Raw genomic sequence first — 17,621 nt, 5'->3', positions numbered from 1 at the left:
TCCCGCGCCCGGCGGGGTCAGCGCAGCTCGCGGCGCAGGATCTTGCCGCTCACCGTCTTCGGCAGCTCGTCGACGACCTCCACGATCCGCGGGTACTTGTAGGCGGCCATGCGTTCCCGGGCGAACGCGATCAGCTCGTCGGGTTTCAGCTCCGTGCCGGCCTTGAGCGAGACCACGGCCTTCACGGTCTCGCCGCGGTACTCGTCGGGCACCCCCACCACGGCGGCCTCGCGTACCGCCGGGTGCCCGTACAGGACGTCCTCGACCTCGCGTGGCCAGATCTTGTAGCCGCCCGCGTTGATCTGGTCCTTCTTGCGGTCGACCAGGTAGAACCAGCCGTCGTTGTCCATGAACCCGACGTCGCCGGTCCGCAGCTCGCCGTCCGGCAGCGCGTGCGCGGTCTCCTCCGGCTTGTTCCAGTAGCCCGGCACCACCTGCGGGCCCGCGATCACGATCTCGCCGACCTCGCCGACGGGGAGGTCGCGGCCCTCGTCGTCGACCACCCGGACCACGGTGTTCGACACCGGGACCCCGACGGACAGCGCGCCCGACGTCGGGTCGACCGGGGCGCGGGCGCCGAACGGGCCCACGTGGCTCGGGCTCGTCGTCTCGGTCAGCCCGTAGGCGTTGTGGATGTACGGGCCGACCCTGCGCTCGAAGGCCTCCACGACCGCCGGCGCGACGGGCGCCCCGCCGCTGTAGACCTTCGTCAGCGAGGAGAGGTCCCGGGTGGCCGCGTCGGGATGCTCCATCAGCGCGATGTACACGGGGATCGCGCCGACCACGAACGTGGCGTGCCAGCGCTCGATCAGCTCGAGGACGGTGCCGGCGTCGAACCGGAAGCCCAGCACCACGGGCGCGCCGGTCAGCGCGGCGACGGCGAGGTGGCCGATCAGCCCGGTGATGTGGAAGAGCGGCGCCACGCCGAGGATCACGTCGTCCGGGCCGAGGTGGATCCAGTCCCGGTAGGTCATGGCGTTGAAGACGACGTTGCGGTGCGTGTTCGTCGCGCCCTTCGGCGGGCCGGTCGTGCCCGACGTGTAGGTGAGGAAGGCGACGTCGTCCGGGCCCGGCTCGGGGACCGCGGGCGGCGGGTCGCCCTCGTGTTGGGCGATCAAATCCTGCAGGTCGAGGGCCGTGGCCGGGCGCTGGCGGCTGCTGCCGGCCAGCAGGCCGGGGACGTCGTCGTCGCCGAGGGGGTCGAGCTCCGAGGTCGTGACCAGGGTGCGGACGGCGGTCGACGGCTGCACCTGCAGTGCGACGGGGTGCAACGACTCCAGCGCCACGAGCACCGAGGCGCCCGAGTCGGCGAGGATCACCTGCAGCTCGCGCTCGCGCAGCATCGGGTTGACCGGCACCACGATGCCGCCGGCCTTCCACACGCCGAGCATCACGACCGCCCACTGCGGGACGTTCTGCAGGTAGACCGCCACGCGGTCGCCCGGTGCCAGGCCGAGCGCGACCAGCCCGGCGGCGAGCGCGTCGGAGTCGGCGTCGACCTCGCCGACCGTGCGGGTGGTGTGGAAGTAGTGGAGGAAGGGGCGTTCGGGGATCGCCTTCGCAGTCGCCCGCCACATCGCGAGGGCGGAGGGGAACTCCGGCTCGACGTCGGCCGGGACGCCCTCGTCGTACCGGGCGAGCCACGGACGGTCCGCGTAGGTGGTCATGACCGACAGTGAACCGCGTGGTGTGACTCCTGTCACTCATGTCCGCGGTCCCGGTTCTGTCGGTGGGGCGCGGCATGCTGTGCGCGTGCTGTCGACCACCAGTGAGTACGGCCTCCTGGGTGTACGGGACGTCGACTTCCGGCTGGACCGGTACCCGCCGTCGCCGGACCTCGCCGAGCTCGTCGAGCGGCACTGGGTGGTCACGTGGGCACTGCCGCCCGGGCGCCGGGCGTCGGTCACGCTGCTGCCGCACCCGTGCGTCAACGTGGTGCTCGACCGCGGGATGCTCGCGGTCGCCGGGGTCGGGCGGGAGCGGTTCACCTACGCCTACACCGGCGAGGGGCGGGTGTTCGGCACCAAGTTCCGGCCGGGCGCGTTCCTGCCCTTCCTGGGGCGGCCCGTCTCCACGATCACGGATGTCACGCTGCCCGCCGCGCGCCTGTGGGGGCCGCCGGCCGACGCGCTCGCGGCGTCGATGACCGGGCCGGTGCCCGAGCTGATCGCGCAGATGGAAGGGTTCCTACGGGCGCGGTGGCCGGAGCCGGACCCGCAGGTCGCGGTGGTCGGACGGATCGTCGCGGCCCTGCTCTGCGACCGGGAGGTGGCGCGCGTCGAGGACATCGTCGCGCGGTTCGAGATCCCGGCCCGGACGTTGCAACGGCTGTTCGCCCGGTACGTGGGGGTGAGTCCGAAGTGGGTGCTGCGCCGCTACCGGCTGCACGAGGCGGCGGCCCGGCTCGCGGAGGAGCAGGATCGGCCCTGGGCGGAGGTGGCCGCGGAGCTGGGCTACTTCGACCAGTCGCACTTCATCCGGGACTTCGGCGCGGCGATCGGGCTGACGCCGGCCGCGTACGCGCAGGCCTGTCGCCGGCGCGAGGAACCGGTCAGCGCCTAGGTTTCTGTTCGCAATCCAGCTAAGGTGGGTGCACCGACCGAGGAGGAGCCGATGACGGACGTCCAGCCCGCCCTGAACGAGCGCACCCACCGCTGGGAGGACCCGGCCGGCATGGCTGCGGCCGCCGGGATGGACGGGCTGTCGGTCCTGCGGGCGGTCATGTCCGGCGAGCTGCCCGCCCCGCCGATCGCGGGCCTGCTGGGCTTCGACCTGGAGTCGGTCGACGAGGGCCGGGCGGTGTTCACCCTCGAACCGGGGGACTACCACTACAACCCGCTCGGCTCGGTCCACGGCGGCGTCTACGCGACCCTGCTGGACTCGGCGCTGGGCTGCGCGGTCCACACCACGCTCCCCGCCGGCGTCCGCTACACGAGCCTCGACCTGGACGTGAAGTTCCTGCGCCGCATCACCACCGCCACCGGTCTCGTCCGCGCCACGGGCTGGGTCGTGCACGGGGGGCGCAGCACCGCCCTCGCCCGCGCCGACCTCCGCGACCAGGCGGGGACGCTGCTCGCCGAGGGCAGCTCCAGCTGCATGATCTTCCGCTGACCACGCGGGCCCGCGGGTGATCCCCGGGCCGACCCGTGGGGCACACTCGTCGCGTGGCAGACGACGACACCTCCACCGCCCTCCCGCAGACCTGCGTCCGGTGCGGGCAGGTCGCCCTGCTGCGGATCGTCGGGCGCTGCGGCGACTGCATCGGCACCCTCGGGCTCGCGGGCGGCGACGAGTACGCGTCATGGCGAGCCGAGGTGAAGGCGGAGTTCGGGGCGAAGTAGGACGTCTCCCGTACCTACTTCTGACGAACCGCGGAGGCGGGAGTGATCCTCTGCTCCGTTCGGTCGTATGTCTGGGCGCCACCCCCGACCGACCGGAGCACGGATGTCTCTCTCGCCCAGCCAGGACCAGCACACCGACTCCACCCCGCCGAGCGGGTCGCCCGACGTCGAGGCCCCACAGTCCGGGACTCGCCGGCGACTGAGTACCCCGTCCATCGTGTACGGCGGCCTCGTAGTGCTCGCGGTCCTCATCGTCGTCCTTGCAGGCGCGGCGAGCTACGACACCGCACTCGGCGGCAGCACCCCGGCGCCGGAGCTGGAGGTCGACACGATCACGGAGACCGGGCACATCCGCTGACACCGAGTCCCTGCGCCACGCCCGGAACTGCCGACTCGCGGTGCCGGAACTGCCGACTCGCGGTGCCGGAACTGCCGACTCGCGGGGGCAACAGCGACTCGCGGGGGCAACAGCGACTCGCGGGGGACGCAGCGCGACTCGCGGGGGGCGACGGCGCCACTCGCGGGGATCGGGGCGACGGTCTGGCACCTGTTTCGCGGGGCGGGAAGAATTCTTGCCGCGACTGTCCCTGACGGCCGGTCCCCGTTCGTCCCTCGGGTGACGCCGGACCCCGCCGGCGCGAGAGATCCAGGAGGATCCGATGCCTCAGTACGCAGCCCTGATCTACAACGCCGACGTCGACTGGAGCCGGCCGGAGTACGCCGACGTCACCAAGGAGTACGGCGAGTTCGGCAAGGCCGCGGCCGCCGTCCTGCGTGGCGGCGCCGCGCTCTACCAGACCGGCACCGCGACCACCGTGCGCGTGCAGGGCGGCAAGGGCGGCGACGTCGTGACGACGGACGGGCCCTACGCCGAGACCAAGGAGGCCCTCACCGGCTTCTACCTGATCGAGTGCGCCGACCTCGACGAGGCGGTGCGCTGGGCCGCGCAGATCCCCGGCGCCTGGGACGGCGCGATCGAGGTCCGGCCGGTGATCGATTTCGGGTCGCAGGCCGGGTGACCGACCAGCCGGCCCGCGCGGCCCTCGTCCGCCTCGTGCGTGACGAGGGCCGCCGGGTCCTGGCCACGCTCGTCCGGCAGCTCGGCGACCTCCCGCTCGCCGAGGACGCGGTGCAGGACGCGACGCTGCGGGCCCTGGAGACCTGGCCCCGCGACGGCGTCCCCGAGCAGCCCCGCGCCTGGCTCACCCTGACCGCCCGCCGCCGGGCGATCGACCTGCTGCGCCGGGAGGCCGTGCGGCCGGGGAAGGAGGCGCTCGCCGTGGTGCCCGAGGACCCGCCCCCGCCCGATGTCGTGCGCGACGACCTGCTCCGGCTGATCTTCGTCTGCTGTCACCCGGCACTCGCCCTCGAGACGCAGGTGGCGCTGGCGCTGCGCACGCTGTGCGGGCTGTCTGTCGCCGAGGTCGGGCAGGCGCTGCTCGTGCCGGAGGAGACGATGGCGAAGCGCCTGACACGGGCGCGCCAGAAGATCGTCAAGGCCGCGATCCCGTACCGCGTTCCCGACACCCATGAGCTGCCCGACCGGCTGCGCGGCGTGCTCGCGACGGTGTACCTGCTGTTCACGGAGGGGTACGACCCGGTCGGCGAGGTCCGCCCGACCCTGGTCGACGAGGCCGTCCGGCTCACCCGGCTGCTGCAGGAGCTGATGCCGGGCGAGCCGTCGGTGCTCGGGCTGCTGGCGCTGGAGCTGCTCACCGACTCGCGCCGCGAGGCCCGGCGTGACGGCGCCGGCCTGCCCGTGCTGCTCGCCGACCAGGACCGCTCGCGCTGGCGCGGCGAGCTGATCGAGGAGGGCGTGCGGCTGGTCGGGGAGGGCCTGCGGCGCAGTCCCGGCCGGCCCGATCCGTACGTGGTGCAGGCGGCGATCGCGGCGTGCCACGCCCTGGCCCCGACCTGGGCGGACACCGACTGGTCTGCGGTCGTGTCCTGGTACGACGTGCTGGTGGAGGTCGAGGACACGCCCGTCGTCCGGCTGAACCGGGCGGCCGCGCTGGCCGAGCGGGACGGGCCGGCCGCCGGGCTGGAGGCGGTCGACGCCGTCGCCGGGCTGGAGCGCTACCCGCTCCGGCACGCGGCCCGGGCCGAGCTCCTCGACCGGCTGGGCGACCGCGTCGCGGCCCGCGCGGCCTACGACGCCGCGCTCGCCCTCCCGCAGGATCCCGCCCAGGCCGCCCAGCTCCGCCGCCGTCGCGACCGCGCGCCTAGACCGACGGCCTGACGAGCTCGTCGGCGACCCAGCGCGCGACGCCGTCCGGGTAGGGCGAGCCCAGCCCGAGGACGACGTGGCGGAAGCCGGCTCCCAGCGCCTCGTCGATCGCCTTCCGTGTGGTGTCCGGCTCGTCGTAGGAGACGGGCAGGTGGATCGAGCGGACGATCGACGCGGGGTCCCGCCCGATCTCGGCGCAGTAGCGGTCCAGCAGGGCGCTGCGGCTCGCGCAGTCCTCGATGTCGCCGCCGGGGATGTTCCAGAGGTCGGCGTGCCGGGCCACGACGCGCAACGTCGCCTTGGCCCGGCCCCCGATCATGATCGGCGGATGCGGGCGCTGGATCGGCTTGGGGTTGCCGAACGCCCCCGTGAGCTGTACGTGCTCGCCGTCGAAGTCGAACGGCTCGGTCTCGGTCCACAGCCGCGTGATCACGGTCAGGGCCTCGGCGAGGCCGTCCGTGGCCGGCCCCGCGTCGTGGAAGGGCAGCCCGTGGGCCGCGTATTCGCGCCGAGCCAGCGGGTGGCTCGGGCGGGACCCGACGCCGATCCCGAAGTCGAGCCGGCCGCCGGACACGACGTCGACGGTCGTCGCGATCTTGGCCAGCATCGCGGGCGGCCGGAAGCGGTTGCTGGTCACGAGCAGGCCGAGCCGCAGTCGTCCGGTCTGGGCGGCGAGGGCGGACAGCAGTGTCCAGCCCTCGAAGATCGGGCCGTCCGGGTCGCCCCAGATCGGCATCAGGTGGTCGAACAGCCACGCGTGTGCGATCTCGGGGACCGCGTCGGCCTCACGCCACACCCGCTGGACGTCCGCGTAGTCGACCTGCATCGGCGCGGTCGCGATGCCGAAGGTCGGGCCGAGGGTCATGGGTCGTTCCTCCTCGAGCGGTCTGCCATCATGGGCAGAAGCGGAACCTTGTTCCGCCAACGATACGGAACGACGTTCCGGTTGTCGAGGAGGGAGTGGGTGCAGGGATGGGCGGGCAGCCCCCGCGCAGGCGTGCCGACGCGCGGCGCAACGAGAAGGCGCTGCTCGACGCGGCGGCCGAGGTCTTCGTCGGCGCCGGGGTGAACGCGCCGGTCCGGGACATCGCGACCCGGGCCGGCGTCGGGACGGGCACGATCTACCGGCACTTCCCGACCCGGGCGGACCTGATCATCGCGGTGTACCGGCACCAGGTCGAGGCCTGTGCCGAGGCCGGTCCGGCCCTGCTGGCGAGCAGCGACACCCCGTACGCCGCCCTGGTGCGCTGGATCGACCGGTTCGTCGACTTCCTGGTCACCAAGCACGGGCTCGCCGCCGTGCTGCGCTCCGACGACGCCGGCTTCGACGCGTTGCACGCCTACTTCCTCGACCGCCTCGTCCCCGTGTGCGCCCGGCTGCTCGACGCCGCGGCCGCGGCCGGCGAGGTCCGGTCCGACCTCGAGGCCTACGAGCTCATGCGGGCCGTCGGGAATCTCTGCATCGGCGCCGAGGACGACCCCCGCTACGACGCGCGCCGGCTGGTCGGGCTCCTCGTCGCCGGCCTGCGTCCGTCCCCGTAGGACCTCCACGCCCGGAGCACCGTGTGTTCCGGGGCGCACCGGGTAGTCGCAGGGGGAGCGTCCGCACCCCTGAGGAGGTCCGCATGGCCGAGACCGTCGGCGACCACGTCCTGCGCCGTCTGCGCGAGTGGGGGGTGGAGCAGGTCTTCGCCTATCCCGGGGACGGGATCAACGGGATCGTGGCGGCCTTCGGGAAGGCCGACGACTCGCCGCGGTTCATCCAGTCGCGCCACGAGGAGATGTCGGCGTTCGAGGCGGTCGGGTACGCGAAGTTCTCCGGCCGGCCCGGGGTGTGCATGGCGACGTCCGGGCCGGGGGCGATCCACCTGCTCAACGGCCTGTACGACGCCAAGCTCGACCACGTGCCGGTGGTGGCGATCGTGGGGCAGACCGAGCGCAGCGCGATGGGCGGGGCGTACCAGCAGGAGGTGGACCTGCAGGCGTTGTTCAAGGACGTGGCCTCGGACTACCTGGTCGAGGTGAACGTGCCGCAGCAGCTGCCGAACGCGATCGACCGTGCCTTCCGCACCGCGCTGACCCGCCGCGCCCCCACGGCGGTGATCATCCCGAGCGACCTGCAGACCGAGACCTGGGAGCCGCCGGCGCACGAGTTCAAGCAGGTGCCGTCGAGCACGCCGGGGCTGCTGGCGCCGACCGTCGTCCCGGACGACACCGACGTGGCCGCGGCGGCGGAGATCCTGAACGCGGGGGAGAAGGTCGCGATCCTGGTCGGGCAGGGCGCCCGCGGGGCCGCGGCCGAGGTCACCGAGGTCGCCGACGTTCTCGGGGCGGGGGTGGCCAAGGCGTTGCTGGGCAAGGACGTGCTGCCCGACACCGAGGCGTGGGTGACCGGGGCGATCGGGCTGCTGGGGACGCGGCCGAGCTACGAGCTGATGCGGGACTGCGACACGTTGTTGATCGTGGGCTCGAACTTCCCGTACTCGCAGTTCCTGCCCGAGTACGGCAAGGCGCGCGCGGTGCAGATCGACCTGGACGGCGCGCTGATCGGGATGCGGTACCCGACCGAGGTCAACATCGTGGCCGACGCCGCCGCGGCGCTGCGGGCGCTGCTGCCCCGGCTGACCCGCAAGACCGACCGCGGCTGGCGGGAGACCGTCGAGAAGAACGTGGCGGGCTGGTGGGAGACCATGGAGCAGCAGGCCATGGTGGCGGCCGACCCGGTGAACCCGATGCGGGTGGTGTGGGAGCTGTCGCAGCGGCTGCCCGAGGACGCGATCGTGACCGCGGACTCCGGGTCGGCGGCCAACTGGTACGCCCGCCAGCTGCGGATCCGCGGGTCGGTGCGCGGCTCGTTGTCCGGGACGCTGGCCACCATGGGCCCGGCCGTGCCGTACGCGATCGGCGCCAAGTTCGCCCACCCCGACCGGCCGGCGATCGCGATCACCGGCGACGGGGCGATGCAGATGAACGGCATGGCCGAGCTGCTGACGATCGCGCGGTACCGGGAGCGGTGGGTCGACCAGCGGCTGGTGGTGTGCGTGCTGCACAACAACGACCTCAACCAGGTGACCTGGGAGCTGCGGGCGATGGGCGGGGCGCCGAAGTTCGAGGAGTCGCAGTCGCTGCCCGACGTCTCCTACGCCGACTTCGCCCGCGGGCTCGGGCTGGAGGCGATCACCGTGCGGGACCCGGACGAGCTCGGGCCGGCCTGGGAGCGGGTGCTCACGGCGGACCGGCCCGCGGTGCTCGACGTGTACTGCGATCCGGAGGTCCCGCCGATCCCGCCGCACGCCACCGTCGAACAGGCGAAGTCCGCGCTGGAGGCGGTGCTCAAGGGCGACCCGTCCGCGGCCCACCTCGTCGTCGAGGGCGCCAAGACCAAGCTCCGGGAGTTCATCCCCGGGCGGAGGTGACCCGGCTCGCGGAGGGGCCCGCGCGGGTGGTCCGCGCCGACCAGGCTCCTCGCGTGCGTGCGACGGGACCGGTCGACGAGGCCCGTGGTCTCGGCCCGGGCGGACACTTCTGCCTGGCGTTCGACGACCGCGCCGAGTTCCGGAGACAGGCCGTCGGGTTCCTGCGCGAGGGTCTCGGGCTGGGTGAGCGGGTGCTCTACGTGGCCGACGCCCCCGAGGCGGAGCTGGCCGAGGTCGCCGCGGAGCTCGGCGCCGGCACTCGCCCGGGTGCCGTCGAGGTCGTCGCCGTACGGTCGGTGTACGGCGCCGACGAGGTCGTCGACCCCGCCGCCCAGGTCCGCACCTACGCCGACGCCACGGACGCCGCCCTCGCGGACGGCTTCACCGGCCTGCGCGTGGCCGCCGAGATCACCGTCCTGGTGCGCGGCGCGGAGCAGCGCGACGCGTTCGCCCGCTACGAGCAGCGGATCGACCGGTACATGACCGGGCACCCGTTCTCCGCGGTCTGCGCCTACGACCGGCGCGTCCTCGGGGCGGCCGCCGTCGCCGAGCTGGCCTGCGTGCACCCGGCCGCCAGCCCCGGCGCCACCCCCTTCCACTTCTTCGCCCGCGAGGGCGTCGGTGCCGTGCTCGGCGGGGAGATCGACCGCACCGGCCGTGCGCTGCTCGCCCGCACGCTCGAGCGCGCCGAGCTCGGCCCGCTCGGCGACGAGCTGGTCGTCGACGCCGCGGAGCTCGGCTTCCTCGACCATCGCGGGCTGCTCCTGCTCGACGAGCTGGGCCGCCGCGAGGAGGTCGTCGTCGCCCTGCGCGGCGCCCCGGGCGTCGTCGGGCGGATGGCCGGGCTGCTGGAGCTCGCGCGGGTCCGTGTCGACGTCGTGGACCCGGCGGCATGACGACCGGGCCGGCGGCGCGCACGGCGGGGTACCACCACGAGGTGGTGCTCCACGGCGCCGACGAGGAGTTCCTGGCCGTGGTCGCGCCGTTCGTGCGGGAGGGCGTGGCGGCCGGCGAGCCCACGATCGTCGCGCTGGGGGACCACGAGGCCGCGCTGCTCCGGCGGGCCCTGCCCCGGGGCACCGGGGTGTCCTGGCTCTCCGCGGCAGCGCAGTACCGGACACCGGCGTCGGCCATCCGCACCTATCGCGAGCAGTTCGCGGAGGCGGTCGGCTCCGGCGTGCCGCAGGTCCGGCTGCTGGGGAAGGTGCCGCACCCCGGGCACGGTGCCTCCTGGGGCGGCTGGCTGCGCTACGAGGCGGCGGTCAACCAGGCCTTCGCGACCTTTCCCGTCTGGTCGCTGTGCTCGTACGACACCCGGACCACGCCCCGCCCCGTCCTCGACGACGTTGTCCGGACCCATCCCCACCTCGTCGGGCCGGACGGCACGCGGCGGCCCAACCCGGGCTTCGTCGACCCGGAGGAGGTGCTGGTCGAGGGCATGACGGCCCCGCTGCCCGCGGAGCCGGGGCCGCCCGCCCTCGTCCTCGACGACCCGAGCCCGGCCACGGCCCGACACGCGCTGCTCGGCCTCGGCGCTCGGCTGGACCGCGGCGAGCTGGAGGACCTGGTCCTCGCGCTGAGCGAGGTCGTCGACAACGCGTGGGTGCACGGCGCCCCGCCGGTGCGGGTCGCGCTGTGGACCGGCGAGCGGACCGTGGTCACGGTGACCGACACCGGGGCCGGCCCGAGCGACCCCTACGCCGGCCTGCTCCCGGCCAAGGGCAGCGCGACGGCCGGGCTCGGGCTGTGGATGGCCCACCAGCTCGGCCGGGAGGTCAGCCTGCACCGCGGGCCCGGGGGCTTCACGGTGCGGATGACCGCGGGCCCCTCCTGACCCAGGTCAGGGCTCGACCACGTTCGTGATCTTGGTCGCGTTCTCCGGGGTGGCCTGGAACTGCTGCAGCACCTGCTGGATCTTCTGCGTCCCCTCGGCGCCGGCCGGGTAGGGCTTGTTCTGCTCGAGGATCTGCGCCCAGTTCTCCGGGTCGTCCACGCCGTTGGTGCGCAGGGCCGCGGCCAGGTCCTTCTCCGACGACGAGCTGATCGACGTCTTCACGGGCTGGCCCGGCGCGGCGGTGACCGTGTTGTCCACACCCGGTTGGTCACTGCCGCTGCGCGACCCACCCGCACAGCCGGCCAGGGCGAGCGCGGCCAGGCCGGCGAGCACGCCCGCCGCGATCCGGCGCGTCGGCGTCGTGGTCCTGCTGCTGGTGGTCATTCGGGCACTCCTCCGGCGTCGGTGACGGCGGGGAGGTACCCGGGACCACACCGGGGACACCTCGGGAAGATCGCGACCCGCGGGTCAGCCGTCGCCGTGTTCCTCACCGGGTTCCATCGGCATGCTCGGCGCGCCCGGGCGCGGGACCTCGGTCGGGTCCGAGTCCAGCGCCTCCGGGTCCTCCTGCTCGGGGAAGTGACGCACCGGCTGGTCCTCGGGCGCCTGCTCCTCGTGCGGTCCGCTCATGGGTGCCTCCTCGTTCCGTGCCCGGGGTGGCGCCGCCGCGCCTCGCCCCACCAGATCGCCCCGGCGGTGCCGACCACCACGGCCGCCACGAGGATCCCGAGGTTCAGCGCCAGCAGCCCCGCGACCGTGAGGGCCACGGCCACCGCCAGGATCACGGCGGCGCCGACGAGCTCGACCCGCGGGTCGAGTTTCCCGGTCCTGCTGCCCGTGACGGCCGCGAGGGCCCGCCACTCGTCACCGTGCGGCACGGCGTCACCTGCTCCCTGAGCTGCCTCGGCATCCCGGCGACCACGACCGTCCGGGAAAGATCTCGTACCCGTTCCCCCGCGTTCCATGCATCCGGCCACGAACTTCCGCCCGCGCCGCGGGAGGCGGGCGCGAGGCCTGCACCGGGGCCCGCGGATCCGGCTACGCTTCGCTTTCCCGGACGGATCGACGTCGGAACGGAGCCTTGATGACCCGGCCCGACGAGACCGTGCGCCCGCAGGTCGCGGAGGAGAGCATCTTCGCGCGCGGTGGCGAGCTCGGCCGGATCATGGCGGGCTGGGACTGGGCCGCGACGTCCGTGGGGCGGCCCGAGACCTGGCCGTCGGCGCTGCGGAACGTCGTGCGGATACTGCTCGGCTCGCGGTTCTCCATGTGGATGGGCTGGGGCCCCGAGCTCGCCTTCTTCTACAACGACGCCTACCAGCGAGACACCCTGCGGGCCAAGCACCCGTGGGCGATCGGGCGGCCGGCCCACGAGGTGTGGGCGGAGATCTGGGAGGACATTGGCCCGCGCATCGCGTCGGTGCTGGAGACCGGCGAGGCGACCTGGGACGAGGACCTGCTGCTCATCCTCGAGCGGTCCGGCTACCCCGAGGAGACGTATCACACGTTCTCCTACAGCCCGCTCGCCGACGACACCGGCGCCATCCCGGGCTTCCTCTGCGTCGTCACCGAGAACACCGACCGGGTCCTCGGCGAGCGCCGGATGTCCATCCTGCGCGCGCTGTCGAGCGCCGTCACCAGTGCGCGCACCGAGAGCGCCGTGCTCGAGGCCGCCTGCGACCTGCTCGCGACCAGCACCCGCGACCTGCCGTTCTCCCTCGTCTACCTGTTCGACGACGACGGTGGGGCCCGGCTGGCCTGCTCGGCCGGGATCGAGGCGGGCACCCCGGCGGCGCCGGAGCGGCTCGGGCCGGACGGGCCGTGGCCGGTCCACGCGGCGCAGGCGGGCCGGACGACCGTGCTCGACGACCTCGGCCTGCGGTTCACCGGGCTGCCGACCGGGGAGTGGGACCGGCCGCCGATCGAGGCCGCGGTCCTGCCGCTCGGCTCCGAGGACGCCGTGGCCGGCCTCGTGGTCGTGGGCCTCAACCCCTACCGCCGCTACGACGAGGGGTACCGCGGCTTCGTCGAGCTGCTGGTCGCGCAGATCGCCTCCGGGCTGCAGGGCGCCCGTGCCTACGAGGCCGAGCGCCACCGCGCCGAGGCGCTGGCCGAGCTCGACCGTGCGAAGACCGACTTCTTCTCCAACGTCAGCCACGAGTTCCGCACGCCGCTCACCCTGATCATGGGGCCGGTCGAGGAGCTGCGGGCGGCCGACGGGATCCCGGCGGAGCGGCTGCGCACGGAGCTCGACGTGATCCACCGCAACGGGCTGCGGCTGGGCAAGCTGGTGAACAGCCTGCTCGACTACTCGCGGCTGCAGGCGGGCCGGATCGAGGCCCGCTTCGAGCCGCTGGACCTCGGGGTCTTCACCGCCGAGCTGGCCGGTGCGTTCCGGTCCGCGATCGAGCACGCCGGGCTCGAGCTCGTGATCGACTGCCCGCCCCTCCCGCGACCGGTGCACGTCGACCGGGACAGCTGGGAGAAGGTCGTCCTCAACCTGCTGTCCAACGCGCTCAAGTTCACCTTCGAGGGTGCGGTCACGGTCCGGCTGCGGGAGGTCGACGGCGCCGCGGTGCTCACCGTCGCGGACACCGGCGTCGGGATCCCGGCGGCCGAGATGCCGCGGCTGTTCGAGCGCTTCCACCGGATCACCGGCACGCGGTCGCGGTCGGCCGAGGGCAGCGGCATCGGGCTGGCGATGGTGCGGGAGCTGGCGGCGCTGCACGGCGGCACGGTGAGCGCGGAGAGCACCCTCGACGTCGGCACCACCTTCACCGTCACCGTGCCGCTGGGCACGGCGCACCTGCCCGCGGACCGGGTCGTGGAGACGCCGGAGGAGCCGCAGCCGGCCTCGTCGCCCGCCTCGTCGCCGGCCTCGTCGTCGCCGGCCTCCTCGTCGATCGAGCCGTTCGTCACGGAGGCCCTGCGCTGGCTGCCGAGCGAGCCGGAGGAGCTCTCGGACGGGACCGTCCCGATAGGGTCGGTCGTGGGCGGCCGGGTGCTCGTCGCCGACGACAACGCCGACATGCGGGACTACCTGCGACGTCTGCTCGCCCCGCGGTACGCGGTCCAGGTGGTGGCGGACGGCCGGGCCGCGCTCGAGGCGGTGCTCGCCGACCCGCCGGACCTCGTCGTGTCCGATGTGATGATGCCCGAGCTCGACGGGATCGCCCTGCTCGGCGCGCTTCGCGCGGACCCGCGGACGGCCCGCCTGCCGGTGGTGCTGCTGTCCGCCCGGGCGGGGCAGGAGGCGGCCGTCGAGGGCCTCGCCTCCGGCGCGGACGACTACCTGACCAAGCCCTTCGCCGCCCGCGAGCTGCTGGCCCGCGTCGACGGGCACCTGCGCCTCGGCCGCGCCCGCGCCGACGCCGAGCGCCGCTTCCGCGCCCTCGCCGACGCCACCCCGGCCCTGATCTGGGCGGACGGCGCCGACGGCGGCCGGCTCTTCGTCAACAAGGCGTGGCGGGAGTACACGGGCGGCGGGGAGGCCGACCTCGGCACCGGCTGGCGCGCCCGGATCCACCCGGACGACCTGGCCGGCTACGACGAGCGCCGCGCCGCCGCGGCGGGCGGCGTCTTCGAGGCCGAGTACCGGCTCCGCCGTGCCGACGGCCACTACCGCTGGGTGCTCGACCGGGGCGCCCCGCTGAACCCGGCGGCGGAGGAGCGCGGGTACGTCGGCGGCTGCCTCGACATCGACGACCGGTACCGCGAGCAGGAGCGCCAGCGCGTCCTCGGCGTGCTGGGCGCGGCGATGGAGCGGGAGAGCACCGTCGCCGGGCGGCGGGACGTGCTCGTCCGCGCGCTCGTCGACGAGGGGGTCGCGGACCTGGTCCGGCTGATCGTCGTCGACGACACGGGCACGTCCCGGGTGGTCGCGCTCGCGGCCCGGGACGCCGCCCAGGAGGACGACCTCGCCCGGCTCGAGGCCGCCTCGCGGTGGGCCGACGAGGTGCTCGCCGACGGTCGCCCCGCCACCGCCGGGGTCGACGAGAGCTACATCGTGGGTGCCTCGGCCGACCCGGAGCAGCAGGACGCGCGCCGCCGGCTCGACCTGCGCACCGTCTCGCTCGTGCCGCTGGTCGCCCGCGGACGGGTGGGCGGGCTGTTGGCGACCGCACGGACCGGCGCCTCCGCCCCGCAGGACGCGCTGGACCTGGCCCTGCTCGAGGAGATCGGCCGGCGCGCGGCGACCGCGATCGACAACGCCCAGCTCTTCGAGAGCGAGCGGGACACGAGCCACCGGTTGACGCTCCTGCAGGAGGCGACCGCCGCCCTGTCCGCCGCCGCGACCCCGGGCCGGGTGGCGCAGACGGCGGTGGCGCAGTTCGCGCAGCTGATGAAGACCTCGTCGGTGGCGCTCTGGGAGGTGCGCGGTTCGGGCACGCTCGAGTCGCTGTACTCCGTCGGCTGGCCGCCGGCCGTGCAGCGGGACTGGGCGAGCATGCCGGAGGACGCGCGCGCCCCCGTCGCCGACGCGGTGCGCCACGGCGCTCCGGTGTGGGTCGAGCGGGACGAGGACTGGGCGCGCGACTACCCGCACCTGCACGGGCTCGTCCGCGAGGAGTACGGCTACTCCGGTGCGGCCGCCGTCCCGCTGCTGGTGGCGGGGCGCTGCATCGGCGTGGTGGCGCTCGGCTTCGTCGAGCCGCGGCGGCTGGCGGCCACCGAGCGGGCGGCGGCCGTGTCGCTCGCCGAGCAGAGCGCGCAGGCGCTGCAGCGCGCCGAGCTGCTCGCCACCGAGAGCGACGCCCGGCTGGCCGCCGAGAACTTCAGCCGGGTCGTCTCGGCGCTGTCCGGCGCGGCGCGGCCCACCGAGGTCGCCGAGGTGATCCTGGGGCACGCCGAGGAGATCGGGGCGTCGTCCGCCGTCGTCGCGGTGCACCGCGCCGACCAGCTGGAGGTGCTCGCCGCCTACCCGCCGCCGCCGGTCCGCTGGATCGCCGCGGACGTCCCGCGCCCGCTGGCCTACGCCGCCCGCACGGGCGAGCCGGTCTGGGTCGGCACCCGCAGCCCGCACGCCTGGTCGGACCGCCGGCTCGACGAGGGCGGCGGCGAGCTGCCCGATCAGGTCGCCGTGCCGCTCTCGCTCGGCGGGACCCCGCTCGGAGTGCTCGGTCTGCGGTTCCCCGACGGCGGCCCGGAGCTGTCCGACGAGGCCCGCGCCGCGTTGCTGACGGTGGCCGAGCAGTGCGCGCAGGCGCTCGACCGGGCCCGGCTGCACGAGGCCGAGCACGAGATCGCGGCCGTCCTGCAGCGCAGCCTCCTCCCGCCGGAGCCGCCGACCTTCCCGCGGCTGCGCAGCGCCACCCGGTACCGGCCCGGCGCGGCCGGGGTCCAGGCGGGCGGCGACTGGTACGACGTCTTCGCCGTCGACGACGACCGGATCGCCCTGTCCGTCGGCGACGTCGTCGGGCAGGGGCCGGCCGCCGCCGCGGTGATGGGCCAGCTGCGGGTGGCGCTGTCCGGTGCCCTCCGCCAGGGGCATTCCCCGGCGGCCGCCCTGGAGATCCTCGACGCGCACGTGTCGTGGATCCCGGGTGCCCGCGCGTCGACCGCGGCCTGCCTGCTGCTCGACCGCGCCTCCGGCACGCTGCGCTGGGCCCGCGCCGGGCACCTGCCGCCGCTGCTGGTCGACCGCGAGGGTGCGCGCTACCTCGACGACACCCTCGGCCCCGTGCTGGGACTGCCCGACCGCTCGCCGTTCACCGAGGGCTCGACCACCATCCGGCCGGGCACCACGCTGCTGCTCTACACGGACGGCCTGGTCGAACGGCGCGGCGAGGTGGTCGACGACGGCCTGGCCCGGCTGGCGTCGGCGGCCGCGCGCCGCGCGGGCGAGGGCCCCGACGAGCTGGTGGACCACCTCCTCGCCGAGGTCGTGGAGCGGCACGGGCACGCGGACGACATCGCGCTCGTCGCGGTGCGGCTGCTCCCGGCACCGCTGCACGCGAGCTACCCCGCGGCCCCCGAGGTCCTGCGCCGGATGCGCGCGGACGTCAGGGCCTGGGCCGAGGAGGCGGCGGTGCCGAAGCTCCTCCTCGAGGACCTGCAGCTGGCCCTCGGCGAGGCCGCCGCCAACTCCGTCGACCACGCCTACCGCAGCAGCGACCCCGAGGGCTTCGCCGTCGCGCTGGAGCTCGAGGCGGACGGCGGGGTCCGGGTCGGCGTGCGCGACCACGGCCACTGGCGGCCGGAGCGGGCCGACAAGGGGTTCCGGGGCCGTGGCCTCGACCTCATCCGGGCGCTCGCCGGCGAGGTCGAGATCGGCCGGAACGAGGCCGGCACGCTCGTCACGTTCCGGCTGGACCCGACCGAGCGGGAGCCCGGGCCCCTGCCGCCCGGCCCGCCCGCCTCGGCCCCCGTCGTCCGGGCCCCGGCGGGCCTGACGGTGGAGCGGGACGGGGCCGGGCTGCGGCTCGCCCTCCACGGCGACCTCGACCTGAGCGGGATCGACGACGTCCGCGAGCCGCTCGAGGCCGCCCTCGCCCCGTCCGGCGCCGCCGCACCCGTGGTCCTCGACCTCACCGGCGTCGGCTACCTGCCCAGCGCGGGCATCGGGATGCTCGTCGACCTCGCCGGCGACGCCCGCGCCCGCGGTGTGGTGCTCCGGGTCGAGCGCCCGGAGACGGGCCCGGTGGCGCGGGTCCTCGCCCTGACCGGGCTCGACGGGGACACGCCGCTGGGCGGTGCCTGATCCCGGGATAGGGAGGGCATGGGCACGGGATGGGTGGTTCCACCGACGCGCCCGCCACCGCGCCGGCCCTACCGTTCTCCCAGGTCAGCGGGACGTCCCCGGG

Annotated in this window: 16 protein-coding genes; 11 read left to right on the top strand and 5 right to left on the bottom strand. The window is 74.8% G+C overall.

The window, feature by feature from the left end; genetic code table 11:
- Positions 1-17: 17 nt before the first annotated feature.
- A complete protein-coding gene (locus ACQP04_RS32785) occupies positions 18-1,667 on the bottom strand; it encodes a class I adenylate-forming enzyme family protein (RefSeq protein ID WP_433504334.1) in 1,650 nt (549 codons plus the stop codon).
- Between the two features lie 85 nt (positions 1,668-1,752).
- Here ACQP04_RS32785 and ACQP04_RS32780 point away from each other — a divergent pair, with 85 nt between their 5' ends.
- From ACQP04_RS32780 to ACQP04_RS32755, 6 genes are all read left to right on the top strand, one after another.
- Entirely contained in the window at positions 1,753-2,562 is an 810-nt protein-coding gene (locus ACQP04_RS32780; protein ID WP_433504333.1) for an AraC family transcriptional regulator, read from the top strand.
- A gap of 51 nt (positions 2,563-2,613) precedes the next feature.
- Complete coding sequence (locus ACQP04_RS32775) at positions 2,614-3,111, top strand: PaaI family thioesterase (RefSeq protein ID WP_433504332.1); 498 nt, start codon at positions 2,614-2,616, stop codon at positions 3,109-3,111.
- Positions 3,112-3,164: 53 nt separating this feature from the next.
- Positions 3,165-3,341 carry a hypothetical protein gene (locus ACQP04_RS32770; protein ID WP_433504331.1) on the top strand — a complete coding sequence of 59 codons (177 nt, stop codon included), beginning with the start codon at positions 3,165-3,167 and terminating at the stop codon, positions 3,339-3,341.
- A 103-nt stretch (positions 3,342-3,444) separates the two neighbouring features.
- On the top strand, positions 3,445-3,699 hold the full coding sequence (locus ACQP04_RS32765; RefSeq protein WP_433504330.1) for a hypothetical protein: 255 nt from the start codon (positions 3,445-3,447) through the stop codon (positions 3,697-3,699).
- A gap of 301 nt (positions 3,700-4,000) precedes the next feature.
- Complete coding sequence (locus ACQP04_RS32760) at positions 4,001-4,360, top strand: YciI family protein (RefSeq protein WP_433504329.1); 360 nt, start codon at positions 4,001-4,003, stop codon at positions 4,358-4,360.
- Entirely contained in the window at positions 4,357-5,580 is a 1,224-nt protein-coding gene (locus tag ACQP04_RS32755; protein WP_433504328.1) for an RNA polymerase sigma factor, read from the top strand. Before ACQP04_RS32760 ends, ACQP04_RS32755 begins: the two co-directional genes overlap by 4 nt.
- On the opposite strand, the gene ACQP04_RS32750 is transcribed toward ACQP04_RS32755, so the two are convergent.
- Positions 5,564-6,433, bottom strand: a complete 870-nt coding sequence (locus ACQP04_RS32750) for an LLM class flavin-dependent oxidoreductase (RefSeq protein WP_433504327.1) — start codon at positions 6,431-6,433, stop codon at positions 5,564-5,566. The two genes, ACQP04_RS32755 and ACQP04_RS32750, sit on opposite strands and share 17 nt — an antisense overlap.
- A gap of 107 nt (positions 6,434-6,540) precedes the next feature.
- Here ACQP04_RS32750 and ACQP04_RS32745 point away from each other — a divergent pair, with 107 nt between their 5' ends.
- The 4 genes from ACQP04_RS32745 to ACQP04_RS32730 all read left to right on the top strand — a co-directional run bounded on the left by ACQP04_RS32745 (position 6,541) and on the right by ACQP04_RS32730 (position 10,818).
- On the top strand, positions 6,541-7,110 hold the full coding sequence (locus ACQP04_RS32745; RefSeq protein WP_433504326.1) for a TetR/AcrR family transcriptional regulator: 570 nt from the start codon (positions 6,541-6,543) through the stop codon (positions 7,108-7,110).
- 83 nt (positions 7,111-7,193) lie between these two features.
- A complete protein-coding gene (locus tag ACQP04_RS32740; RefSeq protein ID WP_433504325.1) occupies positions 7,194-8,984 on the top strand; it encodes a thiamine pyrophosphate-requiring protein in 1,791 nt (596 codons plus the stop codon).
- Positions 8,985-9,037: 53 nt separating this feature from the next.
- Entirely contained in the window at positions 9,038-9,880 is an 843-nt protein-coding gene (locus ACQP04_RS32735) for an MEDS domain-containing protein (RefSeq protein ID WP_433504324.1), read from the top strand.
- Positions 9,877-10,818 carry an anti-sigma factor RsbA family regulatory protein gene (locus ACQP04_RS32730; protein ID WP_433504323.1) on the top strand — a complete coding sequence of 314 codons (942 nt, stop codon included), beginning with the start codon at positions 9,877-9,879 and terminating at the stop codon, positions 10,816-10,818. Before ACQP04_RS32735 ends, ACQP04_RS32730 begins: the two co-directional genes overlap by 4 nt.
- A gap of 6 nt (positions 10,819-10,824) precedes the next feature.
- On the opposite strand, the gene ACQP04_RS32725 is transcribed toward ACQP04_RS32730, so the two are convergent.
- The 3 genes from ACQP04_RS32725 to ACQP04_RS32715 all read right to left on the bottom strand — a co-directional run bounded on the left by ACQP04_RS32725 (position 10,825) and on the right by ACQP04_RS32715 (position 11,696).
- Positions 10,825-11,202, bottom strand: coding sequence for a hypothetical protein (locus ACQP04_RS32725; RefSeq protein ID WP_433504322.1), 378 nt, complete (start codon positions 11,200-11,202; stop codon positions 10,825-10,827).
- A gap of 84 nt (positions 11,203-11,286) precedes the next feature.
- Positions 11,287-11,448, bottom strand: coding sequence for a hypothetical protein (locus ACQP04_RS32720; RefSeq protein ID WP_433504321.1), 162 nt, complete (start codon positions 11,446-11,448; stop codon positions 11,287-11,289).
- Entirely contained in the window at positions 11,445-11,696 is a 252-nt protein-coding gene (locus ACQP04_RS32715) for a hypothetical protein (protein WP_433504320.1), read from the bottom strand. The genes ACQP04_RS32720 and ACQP04_RS32715 overlap by 4 nt, the downstream gene beginning before the upstream one ends.
- A 206-nt stretch (positions 11,697-11,902) precedes the next feature.
- On the opposite strand from ACQP04_RS32715, the gene ACQP04_RS32710 reads away from it, so the two are divergent.
- Positions 11,903-17,518: a SpoIIE family protein phosphatase gene (locus ACQP04_RS32710; protein ID WP_433504319.1), complete on the top strand. Its 5,616-nt coding sequence runs from the start codon at positions 11,903-11,905 to the stop codon at positions 17,516-17,518.
- Positions 17,519-17,621 lie beyond the last annotated feature (103 nt).

It is taken from the genome of Pseudonocardia halophobica (assembly GCF_050948485.1).
Taxonomy (GTDB): domain Bacteria; phylum Actinomycetota; class Actinomycetes; order Mycobacteriales; family Pseudonocardiaceae; genus Pseudonocardia; species Pseudonocardia halophobica.
Note: the sequence above shows the minus strand (reverse complement) of the source record. Positions and strands in the feature narration are given on the sequence as shown.